The sequence below is a fragment of the Shinella sp. H4-D48 genome (genome assembly GCF_022637395.1).
In the GTDB taxonomy this organism is placed as follows: Bacteria; Pseudomonadota; Alphaproteobacteria; order Rhizobiales; family Rhizobiaceae; genus Shinella; species Shinella sedimenti.
Genome location: NZ_CP093337.1, coordinates 3,002,417 through 3,023,867 on the forward strand (window position 1 = coordinate 3,002,417; position 21,451 = coordinate 3,023,867).

The 21,451-nt window shown below is 59.1% G+C and carries 29 protein-coding genes; 17 read left to right on the forward strand and 12 right to left on the reverse strand.

Annotated features, from left to right (window positions below; all coding sequences use genetic code 11):
- Nucleotides 1-129: 129 nt before the first annotated feature.
- Nucleotides 130-1,788, forward strand: coding sequence for a hypothetical protein (locus MNR02_RS14745; RefSeq protein ID WP_241947306.1), 1,659 nt, complete (start codon nt 130-132; stop codon nt 1,786-1,788).
- A 536-nt stretch (nt 1,789-2,324) separates the two neighbouring features.
- Here MNR02_RS14745 and MNR02_RS14750 read toward each other — a convergent pair.
- The 5 genes from MNR02_RS14750 to MNR02_RS14770 all read right to left on the reverse strand — a co-directional run bounded on the left by MNR02_RS14750 (nt 2,325) and on the right by MNR02_RS14770 (nt 7,673).
- Complete coding sequence (locus MNR02_RS14750; protein ID WP_241947307.1) at nt 2,325-2,513, reverse strand: hypothetical protein; 189 nt, start codon at nt 2,511-2,513, stop codon at nt 2,325-2,327.
- Nucleotides 2,503-3,054 (reverse strand): metallophosphoesterase family protein, encoded by a 552-nt coding sequence (locus tag MNR02_RS14755; RefSeq protein ID WP_241947308.1) that lies wholly within the window; start codon nt 3,052-3,054, stop codon nt 2,503-2,505. Before MNR02_RS14755 ends, MNR02_RS14750 begins: the two co-directional genes overlap by 11 nt.
- 10 nt (nt 3,055-3,064) lie before the next feature.
- Nucleotides 3,065-5,005 carry an AAA family ATPase gene (locus tag MNR02_RS14760; RefSeq protein WP_241947309.1) on the reverse strand — a complete coding sequence of 647 codons (1,941 nt, stop codon included), beginning with the start codon at nt 5,003-5,005 and terminating at the stop codon, nt 3,065-3,067.
- Between the two features lie 99 nt (nt 5,006-5,104).
- Nucleotides 5,105-6,064, reverse strand: a complete 960-nt coding sequence (locus MNR02_RS14765) for a hypothetical protein (protein WP_241947310.1) — start codon at nt 6,062-6,064, stop codon at nt 5,105-5,107.
- A gap of 1 nt (nt 6,065) precedes the next feature.
- Nucleotides 6,066-7,673: a hypothetical protein gene (locus MNR02_RS14770; RefSeq protein WP_241947311.1), complete on the reverse strand. Its 1,608-nt coding sequence runs from the start codon at nt 7,671-7,673 to the stop codon at nt 6,066-6,068.
- Between the two features lie 573 nt (nt 7,674-8,246).
- Here MNR02_RS14770 and MNR02_RS14775 point away from each other — a divergent pair.
- From MNR02_RS14775 to MNR02_RS14830, 12 genes are all read left to right on the forward strand, one after another.
- Entirely contained in the window at nt 8,247-8,594 is a 348-nt protein-coding gene (locus tag MNR02_RS14775) for a hypothetical protein (protein ID WP_241947312.1), read from the forward strand.
- Between the two features lie 642 nt (nt 8,595-9,236).
- A complete protein-coding gene (locus MNR02_RS14780; protein ID WP_241947313.1) occupies nt 9,237-10,130 on the forward strand; it encodes a nucleotidyl transferase AbiEii/AbiGii toxin family protein in 894 nt (297 codons plus the stop codon).
- Entirely contained in the window at nt 10,127-11,005 is an 879-nt protein-coding gene (locus MNR02_RS14785; protein ID WP_241947314.1) for a hypothetical protein, read from the forward strand. The genes MNR02_RS14780 and MNR02_RS14785 overlap by 4 nt, the downstream gene beginning before the upstream one ends.
- A 51-nt stretch (nt 11,006-11,056) precedes the next feature.
- Nucleotides 11,057-11,404, forward strand: coding sequence for a hypothetical protein (locus MNR02_RS14790; RefSeq protein ID WP_241947315.1), 348 nt, complete (start codon nt 11,057-11,059; stop codon nt 11,402-11,404).
- Nucleotides 11,394-11,699 carry a hypothetical protein gene (locus MNR02_RS14795; RefSeq protein ID WP_241947316.1) on the forward strand — a complete coding sequence of 102 codons (306 nt, stop codon included), beginning with the start codon at nt 11,394-11,396 and terminating at the stop codon, nt 11,697-11,699. Before MNR02_RS14790 ends, MNR02_RS14795 begins: the two co-directional genes overlap by 11 nt.
- The gene (locus tag MNR02_RS14800) at nt 11,689-11,946 is read left to right on the forward strand and encodes a hypothetical protein (protein ID WP_241947317.1); all 258 of its coding nucleotides are present in this window, start codon (nt 11,689-11,691) and stop codon (nt 11,944-11,946) included. Before MNR02_RS14795 ends, MNR02_RS14800 begins: the two co-directional genes overlap by 11 nt.
- Nucleotides 11,947-12,189: 243 nt before the next feature.
- A complete protein-coding gene (locus MNR02_RS14805) occupies nt 12,190-12,684 on the forward strand; it encodes a hypothetical protein (protein WP_241947318.1) in 495 nt (164 codons plus the stop codon).
- Between the two features lie 275 nt (nt 12,685-12,959).
- On the forward strand, nt 12,960-13,130 hold the full coding sequence (locus MNR02_RS14810; protein ID WP_241947319.1) for a hypothetical protein: 171 nt from the start codon (nt 12,960-12,962) through the stop codon (nt 13,128-13,130).
- Between the two features lie 396 nt (nt 13,131-13,526).
- Nucleotides 13,527-13,775 (forward strand): hypothetical protein, encoded by a 249-nt coding sequence (locus tag MNR02_RS14815; RefSeq protein WP_241947320.1) that lies wholly within the window; start codon nt 13,527-13,529, stop codon nt 13,773-13,775.
- 105 nt (nt 13,776-13,880) lie between these two features.
- Nucleotides 13,881-14,276 carry a hypothetical protein gene (locus tag MNR02_RS14820; RefSeq protein WP_241947321.1) on the forward strand — a complete coding sequence of 132 codons (396 nt, stop codon included), beginning with the start codon at nt 13,881-13,883 and terminating at the stop codon, nt 14,274-14,276.
- 108 nt (nt 14,277-14,384) lie between these two features.
- Nucleotides 14,385-14,690 carry a hypothetical protein gene (locus MNR02_RS14825; protein ID WP_241947322.1) on the forward strand — a complete coding sequence of 102 codons (306 nt, stop codon included), beginning with the start codon at nt 14,385-14,387 and terminating at the stop codon, nt 14,688-14,690.
- On the forward strand, nt 14,687-14,953 hold the full coding sequence (locus MNR02_RS14830; protein WP_241947323.1) for a hypothetical protein: 267 nt from the start codon (nt 14,687-14,689) through the stop codon (nt 14,951-14,953). Before MNR02_RS14825 ends, MNR02_RS14830 begins: the two co-directional genes overlap by 4 nt.
- A gap of 52 nt (nt 14,954-15,005) precedes the next feature.
- On the opposite strand, the gene MNR02_RS14835 is transcribed toward MNR02_RS14830, so the two are convergent.
- Entirely contained in the window at nt 15,006-15,491 is a 486-nt protein-coding gene (locus tag MNR02_RS14835) for a thermonuclease family protein (RefSeq protein ID WP_241947324.1), read from the reverse strand.
- 75 nt (nt 15,492-15,566) lie between these two features.
- Entirely contained in the window at nt 15,567-16,208 is a 642-nt protein-coding gene (locus MNR02_RS14840) for a hypothetical protein (RefSeq protein ID WP_241947325.1), read from the reverse strand.
- A 152-nt stretch (nt 16,209-16,360) separates the two neighbouring features.
- Here MNR02_RS14840 and MNR02_RS14845 point away from each other — a divergent pair, with 152 nt between their 5' ends.
- Entirely contained in the window at nt 16,361-16,639 is a 279-nt protein-coding gene (locus MNR02_RS14845) for a hypothetical protein (RefSeq protein ID WP_241947326.1), read from the forward strand.
- Nucleotides 16,640-16,796: 157 nt separating this feature from the next.
- Here MNR02_RS14845 and MNR02_RS14850 read toward each other — a convergent pair whose 3' ends face one another.
- The gene (locus MNR02_RS14850) at nt 16,797-17,195 is read right to left on the reverse strand and encodes a helix-turn-helix domain-containing protein (RefSeq protein WP_241947327.1); all 399 of its coding nucleotides are present in this window, start codon (nt 17,193-17,195) and stop codon (nt 16,797-16,799) included.
- Nucleotides 17,196-17,450: 255 nt separating this feature from the next.
- On the opposite strand from MNR02_RS14850, the gene MNR02_RS14855 reads away from it, so the two are divergent.
- Nucleotides 17,451-17,888, forward strand: coding sequence for a hypothetical protein (locus MNR02_RS14855; RefSeq protein ID WP_241947328.1), 438 nt, complete (start codon nt 17,451-17,453; stop codon nt 17,886-17,888).
- Nucleotides 17,889-18,169: 281 nt separating this feature from the next.
- On the opposite strand, the gene MNR02_RS14860 is transcribed toward MNR02_RS14855, so the two are convergent.
- Complete coding sequence (locus MNR02_RS14860; protein WP_241947329.1) at nt 18,170-18,499, reverse strand: hypothetical protein; 330 nt, start codon at nt 18,497-18,499, stop codon at nt 18,170-18,172.
- 161 nt (nt 18,500-18,660) lie between these two features.
- Here MNR02_RS14860 and MNR02_RS14865 point away from each other — a divergent pair, with 161 nt between their 5' ends.
- A complete protein-coding gene (locus tag MNR02_RS14865) occupies nt 18,661-19,230 on the forward strand; it encodes a hypothetical protein (RefSeq protein ID WP_241947330.1) in 570 nt (189 codons plus the stop codon).
- 54 nt (nt 19,231-19,284) lie between these two features.
- On the opposite strand, the gene MNR02_RS14870 is transcribed toward MNR02_RS14865, so the two are convergent.
- Nucleotides 19,285-19,542: a hypothetical protein gene (locus tag MNR02_RS14870; protein ID WP_241947331.1), complete on the reverse strand. Its 258-nt coding sequence runs from the start codon at nt 19,540-19,542 to the stop codon at nt 19,285-19,287.
- Nucleotides 19,539-19,853, reverse strand: coding sequence for a hypothetical protein (locus tag MNR02_RS14875; protein ID WP_241947332.1), 315 nt, complete (start codon nt 19,851-19,853; stop codon nt 19,539-19,541). Before MNR02_RS14875 ends, MNR02_RS14870 begins: the two co-directional genes overlap by 4 nt.
- A 533-nt stretch (nt 19,854-20,386) precedes the next feature.
- Between MNR02_RS14875 and rpmF the strand changes: the two genes are divergently transcribed.
- Nucleotides 20,387-20,572, forward strand: coding sequence for a 50S ribosomal protein L32 (gene rpmF, locus MNR02_RS14880; protein ID WP_241947333.1), 186 nt, complete (start codon nt 20,387-20,389; stop codon nt 20,570-20,572).
- A gap of 3 nt (nt 20,573-20,575) precedes the next feature.
- Here the strand turns inward: rpmF and MNR02_RS14885 are convergent, their stop codons facing one another.
- Nucleotides 20,576-21,448, reverse strand: coding sequence for a NaeI family type II restriction endonuclease (locus MNR02_RS14885; RefSeq protein ID WP_241947334.1), 873 nt, complete (start codon nt 21,446-21,448; stop codon nt 20,576-20,578).
- Nucleotides 21,449-21,451: the final 3 nt, after the last annotated feature.

A 21,451-nucleotide genomic window follows, 5' to 3' on the forward strand; every position in this document is an offset into this window, starting at 1 on the left:
CAACACTTAGAGGTCATAATTCAGGCTTCTCTAAAATGAAAACCCCCGCAGCTGAAGCTCTTGTCAACCAATTTTAAAACGGTAGAGAGACGGTAGAGAGCGGTAGGGGTTTAGGAGCGAGTAAAGGGCATGGGCACCACGAAACTGATGATTGAGGATAGCGACGTTCGTAAGATGGCCTCCAAGGCCGAGACCGAAGGCTTCGGGAAGAGCATCTCGATCTACGCCGATCAGAAAGAGACAGGGCTTCGGCTCCAGATGCAGGGGAAGACCGCCGCTTGGGTCGTCCGTTTCCGCGATGCCTCTGTGAACATCGGTTACGTCTATCCGGAGAACGACCGACGGCTTACGGCGCTCTCCAAAGTGAGAGAACTGGCAAGGGCCGTCAGGTCGATGCTCGGCGACGGAAAGACCGTCGACCAGGTGAAGGCGTTCCTCGCAGTCTATTACGGTAACAGCAAAGGCAAGGGCGACGTCCGCAAGGCGGCCGCCGAACTTGTAGAGCGCGAGGAGACTGCACGTAAGGCTGCCGCGGACGAGGCCTCGCGTCCGACCACCTGGACGCTGCGCGAATGCGTCGAGCAGACGATCCACGACAAGACAAAACCCGAATGCCGAGAGAAGGATCGGATCACGGCAAACACGGTTAAAGATTACCGCCTGACTTTTAACCGCCCAGCATACGCTCATCTAATGGACAAGCCCGCAGCGCTTGTCACCCGTGGCGACATCGAAGACGTCCGCGATGAAATCTTGGCCACCGTCGGTAAGTCGCCAGCGGGTGCAATGAAGGCTGTAACCTATTTCCGGGCGGTCATGACGTGGTGCGGCCGAAACCACTACAAGAACAGCGGTATCGCCGGCGATCGGTGGTGGGACCTAATCAACGCTTCTTACGAGATCAATCCAAGAGACCGACAGCCGGAAATCGTTGCTGTCGTGAAAACCCTACTGCTGGCCGAGGAATACCTCGACAAGCCGCTTCCGGGACGCGCTCAGGTGACGCCTAGCGTCGGATATGCAGCCCTAGCTGGTCTGTGGTGGATCGTCCTGACATGCCAACGAGCCAACGCGGGATTGTCGCTGTTGGCGCACGACGTCGTCGACGACAAGGAAGAGGGTTGGAAGCTTGCGGCTTGGGCAAAGGACGTCATGAAAGCGGGCAAGTCGCATGCGCTCCCGATCCCGAGCGATGCCTGGGCTATCGTTGATCGGTTGCGAGCCAAGGCAAAGCATGCGGCGGCCGGCCATGAGTGGGCATTCCCGAGTGAAACGAAAGGCGGCGAGGTCCACGTTACGGCTTCGGGCGTCTATCGCATTCTGTACCGCCTAGCTGGTCGCGACGAGCCGACGCCGAACAAGAAGCATGTTCCCAAGGTCTACGCGGAGGGCGAGAAGGTAAGGAAGAAGAGGGAAGAGGCACCCCGTCCCATTCGCCTGCGCGGCGAGAGGCGGAACCTGCTGGAAGAGGCTGGAATTCCTTGGTGGAGCTTGCACGACTGCCGTCGTGCGTTGACGTCGCTCCTCAACGAGGCCGGACTGCCGGGGGGAGCGTCGGTGATCCTGGCGCACGAGATCGATGAAAAAGAAGCCCTTGCAGTCACAGCTACCGACAAGCAGCGTGCCGACTTCCTGAAGCATCGTCAGGCGAAGGTCACCGCGATGGCATACGGAGGAGCGCAGCACCTCGGACTCAAGAAAGAGGGCATGAAGCTCTGGTGCGATACGATCCTCAACGAATATGCCCGCCAGAAAGGCATCGAGGTCAAAGAAGCAGAGGCGGCCTAGTCGTACTGCGCCCGTGTCCCTGTGGCGTAAGAACCGCAGGGAGCGCACAGACGGTTTCCTTTCCACGCCGACTTGAACGGGGTCTTGCAGCACATGCAGTTGCGTGTTTTCGCGGCGTCGCTGACCGTGACGCGCGGCGACCGCGCCTGTGACATCCGTTTCCACCGGGTATGGACTGATGACACAGTCCGCCCGAGCCGACGAGCGATGTCCACGACCTCAACACCCGATGTCATCAGCGCCGGGAGCTGATCGTCGTCGCTCGTCGTCCAATAGACCTTACCGTCTGCGATAACCGGTGCGAACCAGGACCTGTCTCCTGGCTGCCTACGAAGCCGAAGCTTGCTCGCCCGGCTCTGCACGGCCGACGGCGTCCGATCGATCTTCTCGGAGATGCCGTCAATAGACAATCCCCGCTCCCACAGCTCGATCAGCCTTGCGTTCGTTTCGCGATCCCATCTTGCACTCATTGATGTCTCTCCCCTCAGAGTAGGTTCCTGACATCGATGTTGTGTTCTGGATTCCGCCGGCGGAAGCTAATTGCCGGCAGAGTTGGCCTTTTCGGCTTCCAGAAACGAATGCACGTTGGCGACGAACTGGTCCTTGTCCTCCACCACCCGATAGCCATCGGTCACGACCAAGATGTTACGTAACGGAAACTCACGGTCATGCTCCCGGCAGACCTGGACGTAGTATGCAGCCGCCTCGGCGATATCATCGGACATCGAGCAGCTCCATCGTGGCCGTCAGCTCAGCGAAGGTCCTCGGCGTGAAATCAACGTCGGGGACATCGACGCCGACGTCGCGGGACAGCCCTTGCGATGGCAGGCGGCCGTGGGAGTGTCCGTAGAAGTGGATCGCTCCGTGATGCTGGCTCGGCCACGTTCTGGCAGCGTAGTGCGATAGGTAGACGTCGCGCCCGCCGTCCTTCGTGCGCAGCGCGTGTTCGGGTCTTGCCGCCCAGTCGAGACCGGCCAGCGTCGGATGCAGGTTGCCCCGCTTATCGACGTCGTGATTGCCGATGACCAGGTGCTTACGCCCGTTCAGCCTGCCGAAAATCTCACGGACCTTTTCAGCGTTGCGGCTCAACGAAAAGAAGACGTCGCCGAGGTGGTAGACGATATCCAACTCACCGACGACCGAATTCCAGGATTCGATGAGGTACTCGTCGTGCTCGTCGATCGACGAGAACGGCCGCGGCTGCATCGCGAGCAAACGCTCGTGGCAGAAGTGGGTGTCAGAGACGTAGAACTTCTTCACGAACATCTGACCCTCCTCAAATCGCCAACGAAAGCTGTGGTTGAGCGAAGCCGTCGACCACAGCATGCACTTCCTCTCCGTCCAGACGGCAGCGCGCGGCCAACCGCTCGGCCAGCTCGTGGAAGGCCGACCGATTGCGTTCGAGGATGTCGCGCGCACGGACTGCCTGCTCCTGAAGGATATCTTCGACGCGCTGCCGTAGGCGCGGATCGAACTGTCGAGCGTTGACGAGAGCCGCGGGATCGCGGTGTCCGTCCGAACCAAGGCTCTCTCCCATTCCTACGGTCGAGAGCACATAGGTCAGCATATTCGTGGCTTCGGACAGATCGACGATCACGCCGTCGGTATGAGCGCCGTAAACCATCTGCTCGGCCGCCATACCGCCAAGGATATGGGCCACGCGATCCAGATGCCATTGATAGTCCCGGCGCGTCTCTCGCGTTTGCACGACGGCGGCACCCGCGACCTGAGCGGAGACCGCGGGGTCGTATTCCCGCTGCACGAAGACCTCGTGGACCCGCGCACCGAGAACGGCCGCTACGACGGCGTGACCGATCTCGTGAGCGGCAATGTGCCGGATGTCATCGTCGCTCCGTCGCGTACGCCGGGGGAATGCGCGGGCGACGTGCTGGTGCTTGAGTTTGCACCGGTCCCGCCGAGCATTCCGACGGGCATCGCGGGCGAGGCGCTCGAGGTCTGCGCCAGACATGCCCTCGGTGTGCCGGCCGAACAGGTCGAGCGCGAAGTCCTCGCCGACATCGAGGTGCTGCGCCAGGATTGCCAGACGCGCCTCGCGGTCGGGGAGCTTGATTCCGATATGCCGGTCAAGGCGACCAGCACGACGGAGCGCCGTGTCGATACCCGACGCATCGTTCGTCGCGCCGACGACAACGACGCCTTCACGCTCCAGAGCGCCGTCCATGCACTCGAGCAAGGCATTAACGACGCCCCGCGTCCACTCGTCAGCGCGGCCGTCTCCGATGCTGCCGCGCTGCACAAAGTTATCGATCTCGTCGATCAGGATCACCGACGGCGCATGCAGTCGTGCCTCATCGAAGGCCGCTCGCATCGCGATGATCAGGTTTCCTTGATGACCGTCACCGGTTCCCAGCCACGCGGAATAGCTACCTGACACGAAATGGGCGTCGAGGGTTTTCGCGAGGGCCGCGGCATAGGTAGTCTTACCGCACCCCGGGGGTCCAGAAAGCAGGACTCCGTTGTCGACGTCGGACCAAGCGATGTCACCGCGACGCCAGTCGTCGATATCCCGGGCCAATTCGAGACCCCAGTTCTTCGCCTCACCGTAGCCATGCAGTTCGTCGAGCGGGCGGACGTCGGGGACGATCCGCTTCGGCGTCTTGTTTTTCTTCTCGTCCTTCTCCGCCTTCCTGAGGTCCTCGACGACCTTTGCGGCCGCCTCGGCTTCGAGCGCTAGCAGGTGCAGGTCATGGCTCTCGGGAACTGGGCGCGGCGACAACAGCGCGAGGCGGCGGTGACGCCATGGCATCGAGATCAGGAGCTTGGCCTCGTCGGCCGTGATATCGCGCCCCATCTCCGCAGCTGCCTGGACGACGAGTTCGGGGTCGAGTCCGACGTCGATGATACCGTCGGCGAGTCGGACGGACGGGTGACGCAGATCGTCGTGTCCGGCCTCGGTCAGATACAGCGCGCAGCGCGCACCGGTATGACCGCTGTAAATGCCGTCGGCCGTCAGCAGGGCGGCGTCGTAAGCAGCCTGCGGCTTCACTCCGTCAACAGCTTCTTCGATGTCGCTGACGTGTTGGATTGCCTGAATGTAAGCCAGTGCCGGCCGAAGCCATTTCTCGGCTTCCGTCTCTTCGGGAACGGTGACAATGTACGTTCCCGACGCTTCTTGGCCGAGGGTGGTGATGACGTCGATGAAATGGAGGCGGGCGATGGCGGCCTCGAAAGAGGGCCGCGGGTCGAAGCGCGACATGGGTAGGCTCCTGCAAATAGAGATAGCTTCGCCGGCGCGGATGCGGCGGCGTGGGGGCTATCGGGCTATTCGGAGGGCAGACGTCATTGCTTGAATTCCTTATTCGTCCGCAACCATGCCGCGTACAATTCCCGTTGTCAACGCGGGCTTTCTCCGGGCCGGGACGAAGCGTCGACGCTTGGTTACCGAAGTACGATCGTCGGAATAGATATACGACGACGCGAGCGTGTCCGCCGTCGGCTCCTCGAAATGCTTGAACTCGTCGCCAACACTCTTCGCGATCATGGCCAGAAGGTCGTCAGCGAGAGAAGTCCAGGAGTTGACCCCGCCAGCTTTCACGGAAAGCCAGAATCGTTTCCGCTCGAAGGCAGGCGGATATGGGTGCTTGCCAAGCTCCGTGATGACCGTAGTGATCTTTCCTTCCAACGCCGCGTCGGCTTCGGCAAGATAGGGATAGCGGTCGCCGAATTCGGCGACGAGCTTGTCAGAACAAACACGAAGATCGTCACGGCCGAAACCGAAGAACGGCCACCGGTCGTACATGTCACCGAGTTTGTAGGCCTCCCGCATCGCCTCTTCGCAGGCCATGAAGCGAAGTTTCATCGGCAAGGCGGCAGGGGTCGGAGGCGTATTGAAGTCGAGCTTTCTCGTGATCGCCGGGTTCGATGGGTCGTTTCCATTTGTCCGCGGCGGTGTCGTCAGCTTGGTCTTCTTCGCGGACTTCTTCGGCCATTGACGGCTTCTGAAGTCGAAGGAGGACACCAGCACGTACTTGTCGATACCGTCCACCGCGAGGAGGAGGTCGTTCAAAATCGACCGATCAGACGGTGCCATGTAGCACTGGAGATGATGGATATCGCAACGGCTCACAGCCGTGAACCGAGCCCATACCGGTCTCATGTCCTCTGCCTCGTCGAGGCGAGCAAGATGATCGCCGACGGCCTTGTTGATAGCCGAGGCCTCTTCCGTGCTGACTTCTTTTTCGACGGTCAGCAGGATTGCCGGATGTGCGACGGAGAAGAGTTCGTCGTAGCGTTCTTGGGAAATCTCTGTCGTCATGTCAGGCAGCCTTCTTCACGTCTTCGATTACATATGTCGGATGGCCATCGATCCATTTCTCGACCCGGCGATGAGCGAGGGATCGGAGCAGCTCTTCCTCGTCGTTCGGGGAGATGAGGAATCGGAAATGGTCACGGACGTCGCGTTGCCCCGGGACGTAGAAATGCGCCCTCAGTACGATCTTACGGCTACCGTCCCAGACGACGTTGCTGAAGTGGGCAAAGATGTAGTCGTCGAGTTCGGCGGCTGATGCCGCGGGGTCGATCTCGATGTCTACATGGGTGCAGGTGTCGAGCGTCAGCTGTGGTCGCGTGTCAACGGCGACTTCGGAAAATACGGGAGCCGGAGACGCCGCGGTATCCTTCAGACGCTGAACAGGCTCCATTCTCTTCTTGCGGGCTTTCTCGGCTGGCACGCGGTTCTTGATCACGTGCAGAGACCCGACAAGGTCGCGGCCTAGTTCGGCTTCCTCACCGAAGAAGCCCCAGGCAGCGGCTTCGACGCCGTCGGCATCGATCGAGGAAAGCAGGTTCGCGCCGCGATACATCCGGGTCGAGCCGCCAGGCGTCAGCGGAAAGCTGTCCAGAGCCTCCTTGAGAGCGACCAGCCACGTCGCATGCGCGAAGGAGTGGTCGATGCCGAGGGTTTTGAACTTCTTGGCGACCCTCAGCCAGATTACGCTGTTGATCCTGTATCGCGGCTCGTCCGGCGCTCCTATGCGGTAACCGGCCTTCTGAAGCGGGACAGTGTTGGCGCGCACGGTGTGATGCGGATCAGCATTGACCCTGACACCGAACTCGATCTGTCGGACGGGAGTACCCTTCTTCGGGGCAGGCAAGCCGTCGTATGAAATCCGGACGTCGAATTTTCGGACACCCGAGAAGTCGACGATGGCTTTTGACAAGACCCGTTCCTGCAGCTTGCCGAACGGAACAGTGCCCTTCACCGAGGGAAAGTCGACGACCTCGGCGAGTTGCTCCGGCGTGAACGCCAGATCGAACCTGTTGACTTCGCCAGCCCGCCAGGGGTTCCTGGCAACCTCAAGCGCGATCCTCTTGTAGAGCATGTGGCTGTACTTTGACCTCATGCTGCCTCGGCCGAGCGCGTTGAGCTCGATATACCCGTACGTTGGCATCGTTCTCATCAGCCAGCGGATCGGGTCGGGGAACTGGTAGCCGAGCGATGTCTCGCTATTCAGCGTGACTTGCCACGTCGTCAGCATTTGGACACCGCGGAAGCTTCGGCCGTCCTCGCCCGTGAACGAGAGCTTGATCTGTTCCATCTTCGCCATAGAACGTTCGACCGCGTCCCGGCGGGCGTCAGGGCCAAGGAAGCGCAGACATTCGGCAAGCGGAATTTTGTACGAAGTCTTGGACATCGTGCGGTCGTTCTCATACGCCCGGGATATCAGCAGTTCGTGAAGGGCGAGATCGAAGCCCGTCAGGTCGACGTCTCCGTTGTCGATGACGACGCCCGCCAGCATTTCCGCCGGACGCGGCGACTGGGGCGCGATGACAGCAAGTGACGCTCCCTTGGCGAGGGCCTCGGATGTGCTGCCTCTCGGAGACGGCTGAAATGGCTGGCGCTTTATAAAGGGTGGTATCGTCATGGTTCCCTCAGAAGTATTTCTACCTCAATCGTGGCCGTCGGCACTGCTGCAGTCAACAGTAAATCCCATTTAATACTTGTGATGGGATTCCCAATCGGAGTGTTAATAGGATTTACTACTTAATTATTTCATTCAAATGACAATTTCCCGCGAAGAGTAGAGTGATTGTTGAAAGTAAATCCCGCGCATCCCTGTTCGCGGGATTATGTGCCTCAAAACCGGGATATATGGGATTTGAGGTTTTCGGGGGCGGTCATAAAGCCGGGATATATGGGATTTGATGAAGCTGACAAAACCCCGTGCCACAAGGGTTTTCTCGTCAACTTTTTTTGACTTTTTGCACGATTCTAAGTAGATACGCGCGGGGCGCGGAAGTTACATGGGACTTTTGATTTTTGGATTTAACGGGGCGCTACGCTTATTTTTGCTGTTCTTGACCGGAGATCGGAGCCGATGTCGAGAACACATTGAGCGGCAGTGTAATGCCAAGCATTGAGCGTTTACATGAAAAACACTTGCCCCGAGGAGCGCCGGCACAAAGGATAGTAGCATCAGAGCCGCAGGGATCAAATCATGGCCGACCTACCGCTACAGCTCCTCGCCGAACTTATCGACGAAGCCTACCGCCCAACGCCAATCCGTCAGCTGGCAACGGGCAAACGTAAAGCCTATCACGCTCAGGCGGTTGATAAGACCCGCGCCATGGTCGAGGCGGCTCTCGCTTCCGGGATCGTGCCGGTAAATCGGCAGCATATTCGTGACGCCCTGACGGATGCAGCTCTTCACCTCCTCGGTACGAACGGACCTGGTGCCGACGTGATCCGTAACGTCTTCAGTTCCGTGTTCGATGGTGATGCCGCCTTGGCGCTGTCGAAGGTCGAGGCGGGAAAGATCGAGCCGAGGTTTTTCAAGTCGCGTTGAATTGAGAACGGGACGTCGATGTCCCACTGGTTCCTTGCATCCGACGGTACCATTCTCGTCAGGTAGTGATGAGGTAGTGAGAGAATTAATCGAGATGCCGAGACCAAGAAACCCCGCGAACGAAGCCGGCCGGGCCGCTCAAGAGCGGTACACAGAGAAGCTTGCAAAGATCGGCGGAAAGCCGACGGACGCCGTAGATGCGGCAATCTCTGCTGCGGTCGCGATTTATCGGGCCGAGGCCGAGGAACGGCGACAAGCGAAGAACCTCGAGCGCCTTGAGGGCATCGAAAGGATGGCGGCGTCTATTCTAGTTTCACGCGGTGGGAAGCCCGCACCGGTTCTTCGCGCTGTCCGTCTTAGGACCCGACGCCCTGACGTCGATGAGCTTCGCGTTCTGGCTAGTCATCCACTCGACGACGGCCGCCCTGGTCCCGCTCAGGACCTCTATCACATGACCCGACCTTGATTGCCGGGCATTTCCCAATGTTTTCGAGATTCTGGATATTGCCCGTTTCCCCCATTACTTCCTTGAAATGAATCCTCTTTCCGTGAAATCAAGTACTGATCAGGTAGTGATGTAGTTCCTTGCATCGCCGGCGCACACGATCCCCTCAGCCAATAAAAATCTGAGGGGATCGACAAATGGCAAAAGTTTCCGGAATAGCTGAAAGCCTCGACGGACGTCTCAAAGCCGCCGTCCGAGCTCACGGCCTCGAAATCAACGCTCTTGCGGGCCGCACGCTCGCCGAAGGCATACTGCGCCACTGGCATCATGGCCTCGGCCCGTCGCCGATCGAGCTGAAGGGTGGCATGCTCTTCGACCAGCGCGCGCGTCCGACGTCGGATGCCGACATCACCGCCATTCGTCGTTATCTCCCGCACGAAACGCACCGGGGCCTGCTTATCATCCGCGCGTTGTTGCAAGCCGAAGGTATGGACATCGACTTCCTGTCTGACAATGCGCAGCCGATCGATGTCGGCCACGGTGACCCGGTCGAGAGATGGGTCGTCCGCGGCTCCGTCGGCGGCGTCAGGGCGCGTACACAGATCGACATCACCATCGGCCGTGGCTCGGACGCGTTTTCGTCCGCGACCGAGGTCACCGAAATCCCATCCTTCGTTCCGCGGGTGCCGGCGCTGACGATAGCGTGCCAGCCGATCGAGGCCGCGTACGCCGAAAAAATCCTCGCTGTCATCTGTCAGCCGACGACGGACATGCGCGTCAAGTATTTGGCCGACGTGAACGATGACCGCCTGTGGGAGGGCGTCGAGGTCGGCCAGGTCGTCGCCGAACTGGACCGCGTCTGCCGTCACCGCGGCATCGATCCGTCGGCGCTGCCGGAAACGCTGGATGTCACCGACTACGAGCGCTTGAGGTCGAACTGGTCGAAGCTCAGCCGTCCCGGTATGACGCCCATGTCCTTCGACGAGGCAATCGCCGCCGCCGACGACATCTGGCAGGACGTCCAGTACAGCATGTCCATGCGCCCGCTGCGGACGTATGCGCCCGCCAGACGGGTCGGGGGCATGCGATGAGCAAGCTGACGTCGCACCCTGAGTTCAATGCGGCGGCAGAGCACTTCATCCAGGCCTTGGACATGCCGGAATACGCCACCGGAGAAATGCGAGCATTGATCGAGTGCAGCCTCGTTCGAGTCTTCTTCCGGTTTTGGCTTCAGCAGACGGTCAAGGATGCGGTATGGATTGCCGTTGGTGAATTCATCGACGGTCGTCCCGCATTGCACCGCATCGACGGTTGGCCCGAGCAGGGAGACGGCGTTCTTGACCGGAAATGGATGCAGCGAGCGCGGCTATGGATCGACTGGGACAGCATAGACGTCTGGCACGTCATAGACTGGCTTGCGACCGCCGAGCGCGACAACCATCTCTGGCTCTACAGTCTCGACGACGAGGGGCACCCGAAGAAGCTGACGAAGTGCGGCACGCTCGAGCGTCTGGTTGTTGAAGCGACCAAGGGCCTCCGCTACCGAAGCGCTCAGCCCCAGCTCACCCTCGACCGAGATGAAGAGGTTCATGTCGCCGGCCTCGGCGACGGCCACAGCCTCGTCCAGATACTGACGCCGAACGCTCTCCGCCGCGAGGGCATCCGCATGCACAACTGCTTGCGCCACGGCGACCACGGAAACGTTCTCACCTCGACGCCTACACGCTATTTCAGCGTTCGCGATCCCGATGACAAGCCGATCGGCACGCTCGAGGTTCATCTCGGCCATGTCCGCCAGTTTGCGGGCCCATGCAATCTCGCCCCTACATCCGACGTCATAGACCGCGTTGCTGCCGTTGCTGACGCCTGGGGCTGGCATGACTTGCATGCGGCTACGTCCGAATTTCACGATCCGGATGACGATCCCCGCGTTGCCGCTGCCTTCGAAAACCGCCGGCGGATTTGATGCCGGTCTTTTTCGAGCAAACATAACCAGACCAGCTTTGAGGGGAGCGACATGAACAAAATTCACCTGACCATCCATTTTCCTGGCGGTGCTATCGATCCGATGGACCTGTTCTGGGTGCTATTCAATCACGACGTCCGTGCGATCGCGGAGACATACCAAGACTTCGAAACGATCACCGCCCGCGACGCCTGGCGCATCGCCGAGGCCTTCGGAAAGGCCGCCGAGAACTCGTTCGACGTCTGTCCGATCAAACGTCAGTACTACCTCGTCCTGTCCGTCAACGGCTGCTACTCCGGCGGCCACGAGGGCATGTGGGAAGAGCTGTTCGACGATGGCGACGTCCAGCTTTCCTACGACGTAAAGGCTATGCCTGGTGAGGTCGCCGATGCAGCCTGACATCCAGTCCCTCACCGCCCGCGGGCTCAAGCTACTCGGCAAACTCGGCATGCTCTCGCCCGCCGAGCGGTCGCTCGTTGATCCCTACGTAACATGCCTGGAACTCTACCTCGACGAGACCCGGCCCGCACCGGCACAGACCCCGATGTCGAACGTCGTATCTTTCGAGGACGCCACTATTGTGCGCCGCGTGCAGCGCGCCGAGGTCGAGCGCAGACGGGTTGCCGAGGTCCGGAAAGTCGGTCAGCATCGTAGAGTCGATGAATTCGGATGGGAGGTCTATGATGACGAGTGAATACGAAATCGGCGGCGATGAGTTGCTGACCTGGGCCGACCTGGAGCAGGACACCGACGCATCCGACGGCGACGACGCTCTGCATATCGACTGGGAAACCAAGTGCTATCTCCCCGCGCTAGACGGCAGCGGGCTGATCCGTGCGATCCCGGTCTACGGATCGATCGACGCCTGGATCAGGCGTCAGGAAGACCAGTGTCGCCTGGACACCGCCGACGCCATCTGCCAGCCGGCCGTTATCAGGTAGTCAAAACCAAGGCCGCTGCCTGTCCGGCTTTAGCGCAAATGAGCACCAAAAAAGTGCACGCGGACGCACGTTCGTTAAAATTCGAACGATTTCCGAAGGGGTTTCTTGAATTCTGACGCGTACATCGGCCGTCCACGAAAACGGAGGTGTGACACATGGCGTGCATGACTAAACCGGGACTTTTACGTTGCAAGACAGTTTGCAGCGTGGGTCCGGCACCCTATGCCGTTGGAGAGATCGCTCATGGCGAACACCAACACCTACGTCACTCGCCCTGCCAAGCCGCCGATCGCTGAGGCTCCCGAGCCGAAGCTTTTGCCCCAAGGGTACTGGCCTGGCTTGCACGAAGAGAAGTTCCACGTACTTCGCTTCGACAATATCATGCTGAATGACCGTGAACGTGGCGCTTACCGCGAGTACACGGTCCTTGGCTTGACGGGCTGGATCAGCGGCCCCCGCGCCGGGAAGCTCAACATTTCGCGCAAGTGGACCCTTCGTCTTCTTCGCGTCAATGACAAGCTGCTCGTCGAGGGGCAAGTGCTTCTCTACCCGACAAACTCTCGTATCGTCGGAGCAGAGGACCCCCGTCGCGGCGTCGTGGTAACGATCCCGCTCTCGGGACCGGAGGAAGACCTTGAGGTTCGCCGCCTCAAGCGCTCTGTCTTCCGCCTCGCTGCTTGGGCGGGTGAACGCCTGGCAGTGGGCTTCGAGAAATACCTCGAAGATCAGGGCGTGTAAGATCGAACCCCGGCGTCCTCACCGACGCCGGGGTTTTTCGTTGACACATTAACGATGTCGACGGATATTACGCTCATGAGTGCAGTCGAAACATACTGTATTCTTTCCGGGAAGGCGCAGGGGTTCCAAAAATGACCTGCGCCTTCTTCGTTTCTGCAATGCTAAAAAGTGTAATTTAAGTAGTTCATGGTTAATTTCGCCCCTAGAAGGCGATACATACTTGTCCTTCGCCGCCGATAGACCAACGCTATACTTAGCAGTTGGGGAACGACTACGTGGCAAGGAAGAAGAAATCCGTCAAGCCGGTTGAAAAGCGCGATCTCGGCACGCCCGAGACCCGCCGCCGTGTGACGTCTGATCCCTTGCTTTCATCTGACATCGAACCGCACCGGCTACAGGCAGCGCTCGCGATCCGCGCTGCGCCGATATCGTCGATCGCGGCCTAGACATTTACGCCGACCTCCGCGGCTTCCGCCGCCATCCCCGCCTCGGCGCTCAGATGGCCGCATGGGAAGCCCCTGTCGGCAACCAATTACAGTATACGCCGCCCCGGGACCCCAGCATCCTTGCTGTATAGAAGTGTTGACAATGACCACAATACTACCGGTAAAAATCGGCATGCTTTTCATGAAAAGCGCGACTGTCGGCGCGAGTTCTTGAATAAAAATTCGTTTACAATTCTCAATAATTCTAGACACCATAATTCAAGACGCGAACTGTGCTTCATTTTGATTGAAAAATTGGGTTGTCCCCGACACGGGGATAGGCAATCATACTTGCATGGGAGAGGGATTATCCACTCTCACCGCCCTCGGAACCGGGCGAACATGGAAGGAATGATCATGCACAACATCGCCACAGAGAACGACGTCCTGAACTTTCTCGAGGGTCGCCTTGCCCATCTCGAGGGGGTTCACCTTCTCGACAGGCTGCCGAAGGAACGCCGCGAAATGGAGAAGCTGGCGCTCCTCCTCGGCCCCGTCGAAGGCCGACGCAAGACCCCGAACCTCTGGAAATTCTACGACGAGAACTACGCCGGAAGGGACGTCTACGTCCCGTCGAACTATCTCCCACTGATCCCAGCCGCCTGACGATGGTCCCTCGGCCGGGACCGAAACCGGGGAAACCCGGTCGCGGTAGCCAAACCAACTACCCCGCCGACTGGAACTCGGCGCATCGATAAAAGGAAAGATCACATGTTCGTACTTACCGTTTCCACTGTTTCCCTGGCCAAGCCAGTCTCGCTCCGCAAGGCTGCACCCAAGGCCACTGTGTCTCTCGCAGAGCGTCAGACCTCGGCATACTCGCCAACCAATGCACTGATGGTCTATTTCGCCCGTCAGGACGATCTGCACGCAGCCCTCGGCCGCTCCGACAGCGATGCCGGTCGCGACGTAGCAATGGCGATGCTCAAGATGGAACTCGCCGCAGACGAATACCGCTACTTGTCTGGCCGCACGCTGAACGCACGCGCCGCCATCAGGGCAGCCTTTGGCACCCAGGACATCAACCGCGGGCACTGGAGGCTAGATGGCTCGAAGGTCCTGAGCCTGGTCGAGGCCCTCGAGCGGGTTCAGCGCCGCGCCGCTTGATGCACTTCTTCGACGGCACCTCACGTGGGTGCCGTCCGAGAGGGAGCATCTGGAACCTGCCCTTCACATCGATCAAGTCGCCCTACGGGGCAATAAGGGGAGAATACAATGGAATATGGACAACCACAGGAAGTGCCGCTGTTCGCAGTCGGACGAGGGCTTCTGCATGACCTGGCAATAGCAGGCGAAATCTCTGGCTACGATGGCGACCCTGTCTACGTTGAAAATGTCGAGGGTATCAAATCGTACCTCGTGCACACTTACGGCAAGGATGGCTATGTCAACGGAAACATCTTCGTTGTCGTCGTCGAGGATGCCGGGAGGGCAGGCGTAACAGGCAACGGCGAAAACGTTTGGCTCGATGCCAAGGATGTCGAAGAAGCCGTTCGGACATATAAAAGGGGAGCAGTGTGATCAGCACCCTCTACATAACCGACGACGGACGCACCATGACGTCGCAGGAGCAGCTCGCGCTGCTCCTAGACCTCGGTGGCCTAGACTCCGCGGCAGCGGCCGAGATCGCGGGCGTTGCGCCCTCGACGATAGCGACATACCGGAAGGCGTCTAAGGGCCGACAGGTGTCGCCCGCGATCCTGGGCCGTCTCGAAGCCCATGTCCTTGATCGCATCGGCCGCTTTGCCCAGGCGGCCGGCTACGAACTCAAAGTACTCAACTAGCCCCCCCTTGGGGGCTTTTTCGTGTCTCCTCGGAGTGGCTGCCGTGAGATGGTCAGCACCAGGGTTCGCGGCGACCGCTCCATGTCCGCGCAAGGCCTTCGGAAACTAGGATATCGCCGAGACTACGGCCGTCACGAACGAGAACCCTCAGCTTCCGCCCGTACTTGTCTTCGTCGCGGCCTTCCCAAGCCCGGAATTCGAACGGTCCCGCGTTGACGAGCTGGAGCATGCGCTTGGTGGCTCTGGCTCCGAGCGCGGCCTCGGACGAGCATTTCGGCTCCCCGACCTCTGGCGTATCGATATCCGCGATCCTGATTTTGGTGCCCTCATGCCAGAGCGTGTCACCGTCTACCACGCAATGGACACGCTTCGCGCCGCTGCACATCGTGTATGACCTGAACGACACAGGCTTCACCTCGGCCGCCACCGCCGACGATTGCGTCTGCTGCACGCTGCCTTCGGTAGATAGGTATGTCGCTCCGACGCCGCCGCCGAACGCGACAACCATAGACACCGCAACCAGCTGACCAAACGTCATTATCGACTCCCCATGAAACCCGCGACGACAGTAGCGCGGGCAAGTTGAGGTCTCGGAAACAGGTTGTAGAAAATTTTATTGATTTCGCGACTTTTCGCGGACGCTGATGGCCTCGGCCAGAAACTTCTGCCAATCCAGCGTTTCTCTGTAGATCATCTCGTAGACGTAGCTGTCAGGGTTGCTATGGGATTTGGCTTCGGCAAACACCTCGTCCCCGTACTTCAACAGCGAAGCGTTGAGAACGCTCCAATCAGCCTGCGAAGGCATCACTTTGGCAACGCAGTACTCGATGAAGGCTGGCCTCGCCTCGTCTGGATGTAGCGATTTAAACGGAACGGTTTCGAGATCGAGTCCACCGTAAAGTGATTGCGGAGGGTGCTGCTCTCCAGTCAGGATAGCGCACGCAACAGAGAACAGACCTAGCTGCGTCGCAAACTTCTGGTCTTTTCCGTCCGACGTAGCGGCATTGTAGGCATGCGACCAATATGTTTCGGCGTCCACTCGCAGAGCCTCGGCCAATTCTCTAGTTTCATCATCGGGCAAGGTCGCGGCACGGCGCTTGTTGTGATCGACCATGGCCGCCAGTTGCTGACGGCTAACTTCTACGGTTGGCGTGCCGGAGTTGCTCGATATCGCGGGAGGCGTCGAGCTTTTGCTTTTCGACATCAGAAAAATCAGGCCGACAACGACGACCCCGACCACTACAATCCAAACCATGCTTTCCCCCCTGATCATGCATTCAGCATCACTGGCATATCGGTGCGTGCGTGGTGACACAACTCTGGATCGCTTAGAATTCGTGCCGGCGAAAATGATGCCTGCCGTCGGCGAGCACACAATCATCTCAGACACCAAAACAAGGGAGATGATTGATCTCGGAAAAGAAGCCTGAAAACCTGTTGGCCGAAATTGCGTATTCGAAGAAGCGCGTGCATGCCTCGTATTACAAGGAAGGCAAGTTCACCCATGCTGACGAAAATGCCTCGATTGTCGGCGACCTTGCTCCCGACGATGTTCAGAACATCGTTCTGGATGTAGTCCAGAATCTCCTGAGCGGACGTAAGTGCGGCGTCATCGTCCAACCCCGACGGCGATCCCGTCCACGAGCGCCTGTCCGGATTCTTGTTTTCGACGCTCGTGGCTCTTGACGGCAGCGCGGCGCTACCGGGTTTCGACCTCGTCCCTCGCGACGACGGTGAAGGAGAATGGCCGACGACGTCGATAAACGCCGACGTCGAACTGCATGCCCTGTTTCCGGAGGGGATCATACCCCCGGGGATCAAGCCATGATCTCATGTCAAGAGATCAGAAGCCTACGTATTTGCCACCGGTCTTTTCGACGATCTCCGCAGCCGCGACTTCCGCCTTTTTCCGCGTCTTGTTGACCCGCCGCGGCACGGCTTCGCGCAGCTGCATCATTGTCACGGCGTCATGGATCGGGTCGGCGATATCGATCAAGGCGTCCAGACGGCCAAGCGCATGGAGCGCCATAGCCAAGCTATTGATGCCAATGCCCGGGTCGCCGCTCTCAAGACGATGGAGCGTTGCCCTCGAGAAGCCGCATCGATCGGAGAAGTCCTGGGCTGACATGCGGCGCGCACGGCGAGCCAGGGAGATGTCTTCTCCCAACTTTCGCAGGCCACGTTCGACGCGCGGGTGGACGACCGTGCCTTTCGTCGTCGTGATTTTGGGATTGTCGACCATGTCTCATACTCGATACGTTAACTGCGATAACGTCTCATATATGCGACATAAGACAACGGATTGCAATGTAATCGCTTAGCCGCCAGGTGCGTGGACGAGCGTCAGGGCAAATCAAATCTCATCAGATTGATTAAAACACTTGTTAACGCGTCACATTTCCAATATGAAATCTTAGTCGCCAATTTAAGCGATTTGACCCGGCAGCCTCCCTCTAAGAACGCTGCCGGGAACAACCAACATCAAAGGAGCACTTCAATGGAAGTTGAACTTAAACTAGACGGTAAAACGGTCGTAAAAGCAAGGATTCGTGTCACAACACTGCTTGAGGCGATCACCGCTGCATTGCAGGCAGAGAGTACGGACGACGCGATCAGCACGCCCATCACACCTGCTCAGGCGACTGAACTCTTTGCTCGTGTGGATGCAAAGTCTGTGCGCTTCCTCAAGCGCATCGCCGAGAACAACGGTTCGCTTGGCTGGGAGGAGATGCAGGACATCTTCGATATCGACGACGACTGGAACGAGTACAGCACGCGCTTCGGCAAGGGTATCACCCGCGCCTTGCGCAACATCACTGGCGGTGGTCGCGACAAGCTCGTCTACTGGGATGACGATACCTGGGAAGACGATCCGACCGTATACGTGGACGGAATGGCCTTGCATTCCCTGCGCGAGGCGGCTGGATACCTCTAGACTGAATCCCGACTTGGTCTCACGCAAATAGTGCCCGCCATGATCTCTCAAAAAGGAGACGATCATGGCGGGCATCACAATCGATATCGACACCGACCTCGGCACCCTCGACGCCGACCTTCGGCGCGCGGGAAGAATGGCGCTACGCGAGCTGTCCGACGGTCTCCGCGAAGGCCACCGTCAATATCTGCGCGAAAACCTCGACAACCCGACCCCGTATACGGAAGGCTCACTTTACGTGGTCGGTACGCCGTCGGCGACGCCCGAACTGCTTGTGGGCATCAAAGATCGTCAGGCCGAGTATCTATGCCTCCGCCAAGGCCGACGTCGAAGCCAAGCGGGTCGCCGAAGACCTCAACGCACTCAAAGACAAGGAGACTCTGAATGGCAAGTTTCGCAAAATGGGCGACGCTGATCTTGATCGCGAGCTTGCTCGCTGGGTGCGCGACTAGCGGCGGCAGCCTATGTTCTGGATGGCAGCCGATCCGCCCGACGAGGACCGAGGTGTCAACGATGTCCACGGAAACAAAGCGTGAGGTCGTTACCCACAATTCGTGGGGCGAGAAGCGCGGTTGCTGGAAGCCATGATTTTCACCGGCGGCCTTGTTCATCGCTGCCGATAACCGCAATCTAATCATAGATCGCACGGCCCTCAGACGAGCGATCTAGATTTCTTTCCTCATCTGGCTAGACGGCGGTGCTTCGGCTCCGCCGTTTTTTGTGGGTTGCTTTGCCGAAGACCACGATCTCCTCACAACCAGGGAGAGACATCATGTTTTCACGAATAGCCGCCGCCATTGCCCGAGCGATCGCCGCCATGGGCAAGGATTTCTGGGCATCGCTGCCTGCTATCGGACGCACGATTGACGGCGTGATCGAGTGGCCATTCCGGATGTTGTTCGGTGGAGCAGCTCCAATGCCGCACTACGAGCCAACGGTCACGAAGCCTGGCATCATCGAGGAATTCAAGGAAGCGCGTCGCGCTGCGGCATCTCTGCACACAGTCGATCCCTCGGGCATCGATACCGTCAGAAAGTACTGCAATGCCAAAAGCCGGACTGTCCGAGATGGTATGGACCTGAGCGCCATCCGCGATGACGCCCGCGTATTGCTCCTGACCATGGGCGATGATGAACTCGCGGCGCTCGGACGTGCTGGTCCGGGACAGATCAAGAAATTTGTTGACGGTAGGCAGCACGGCGTCGACGGCGTCCCCGTTGTCGGCGTCCACGCGCCGATCCCCGCGAACGACAGGTCCCCAAGGTCGTCGCTGGATCATCGGAGATGGAAAACCGAAGCCCTTCTCAAACGCGACATCGAGAACCGCTTCAAACTTGGATAACAACAGAAAGCCCGCCATCTCGGCGGGCTTTCTCATTCGGGTTCTGGTTTCTGGTTACTGATCGAGGATGGCCTTGGCTTTCGTGACGACGTCGTCCAAGTCGACGCTCTCGCCGCGATCAAGCTCCGCCAGGCCGATAATCGCATCGACGTCTGCGATGACATCGTCGATACCCTCGACTTCCCCCGCTTGCACCTGCTGAAGACCTCGGATCGTCGCGAGGTAGCGCTCATGGTTATGCGGTTCCTCGTAAGCCAGATCGCCGAAATGCTCCTTGAGGAGATGCCATTCTTCGTCCGTGATATCGCTCATGCGCGGCCCCGTCCGGCAAGGACGTCGATGACTTGTTGCCGCTGACTGCACGCTGCACGAAGAGAAGCGACCTCAGCTTCGAGTTCGGCGACCATGCCGACGGCCGTGCGTGCGAGGTCTTCCATCTCGTCCGCATGCGCCGTAGCGGCCGACAGGGCGTTGCCATAGGCACGTCGGCGGCGGGCATCGGCCGCGGCGTCGAGGGCATCGCCGATGCCGTTGGCAAGTGCCATCGCACCGCCGGCGATGAGCATCATGCCGCCGAGATTGCCCATTGCCGCGGTATGAGCGGGAGAACCGAAATTTGCCATCTGCGACCTCCGTCGTTGTCGGCGTTCCTTGTGCCGGGCTCGATGGATTCCGGCAAGTCGACAGACGCGGAAATGGCGATCGATCCGTTAACGGGTCAGCAGGAACATGATGACGAGGATGACGAGGATGACGGGTGTGGCGCAGACGAGGCCGCATGCAAACCAGAAAGCTTGCGCTCTCGGTGTCGCGTGCAGCAGTGCCATATCTCTAGGACTCTTAACCTTGGCGATTTCATTCCGCATCCACCACATATACCAAGGGTACACCGTCCTCGCGAACGGACCGATCCTATCCGAACCATGTACCTTCCCGTATTCCTCCTGCGTGACCTTTCTCTGCTTTGTTTTCACCATGATTCTCTCTTTCGGCTGCGGGGGCCTTATATCGCGCTCCTCGTGGTCAATCGATAAACTTGGATAATCCGATCACTGGTAAAAGACGGAACGACGTTGTAGAGAGACCGGATTGTCCCTCGTCGAGATTATTCAAACGCGCCTTGCGGGCAGGGATCGAACCGAGAAGGATATTGAATATGGCTGTACCGAAGCGAAAGACGAGCCCCTCGAAGCGCGGCATGCGTCGTTCAGCGGACGCGTTAGCGGCTCCGACCTATGTCGAAGATAAGAACTCTGGCGAACTGCGCCGCCCGCATCACATCGACCTGAAGACCGGCATGTATCGCGGCCGTCAGGTACTCACGCCCAAGGAAACGGCGTAATCCTCAATCGATATGCCCTGCGTCTTTCAGCAGGGCTATATCGTCGGCACTGGTGGGCCTGAACGAAATAAATTCGTCGGCCGTGACGGGTCCGAGATTGAGCTGCTCAATAAGCGCTCGATCTCGCTGACCCCACAATAGTGCTATGCCCTTCGGCGCGAGGATGTCGCGTGCGCCACCGTTCCTACGAATACGTTTCATGTAATCCAATTGCTGGGCAAGCGCGCTTACCTGCTGCCTTGATATCGGCTTGTCCTGGACCTTCTCGAACAGAGCCGCGATCCTGTGTGTTCCACCTCGCGCCGACACGATTTCATTTCGATCGGCGACGGACAGAATCTCCCAGAAGTTCGGTGGGTAGGGATGCTGGCGGAGTATCCACCAGATGTTCACGTGCTGCGCGGCAAGCAATTGCCCCTTGCCGTCCTGATTGGTGCTGATCCTTAGGTAGTCAGGTCGGCATACCACGACGCCGACGTCGCATAGTGCCGTTTTCTCAGATGATCGGACTAGGAACGCAGGTCTTCCGACCACTTCCCGCGGAAGCATCCAGTCCCTTCCGGTGGTGTTCTTGATATCAATCTCTTCGCCGGCGACGAGCATGTCGAGGATCGTCCCCTTGGGAACGTCCAGGTGATTGCGTACCAGGATTTCAACCTTGGTGCCGACATACGTCTTCTCGGTCTTTTCGGTCTCGGCGAGCGTGAAGCGGCCCGTCCGCGGCGCGTCGATGACTTCGTCGAACGCCTGACGCAGGAGCGCGGGGACTTCGACCGCGAACTTGTCGTATCCGCCGCCATGCCGCAGAAGCGCCGTCACCAGTTTGGAGACGAGCGGGTAGTCCTGATGTGACGAATCGAGAGGGACCTGCGACATGCC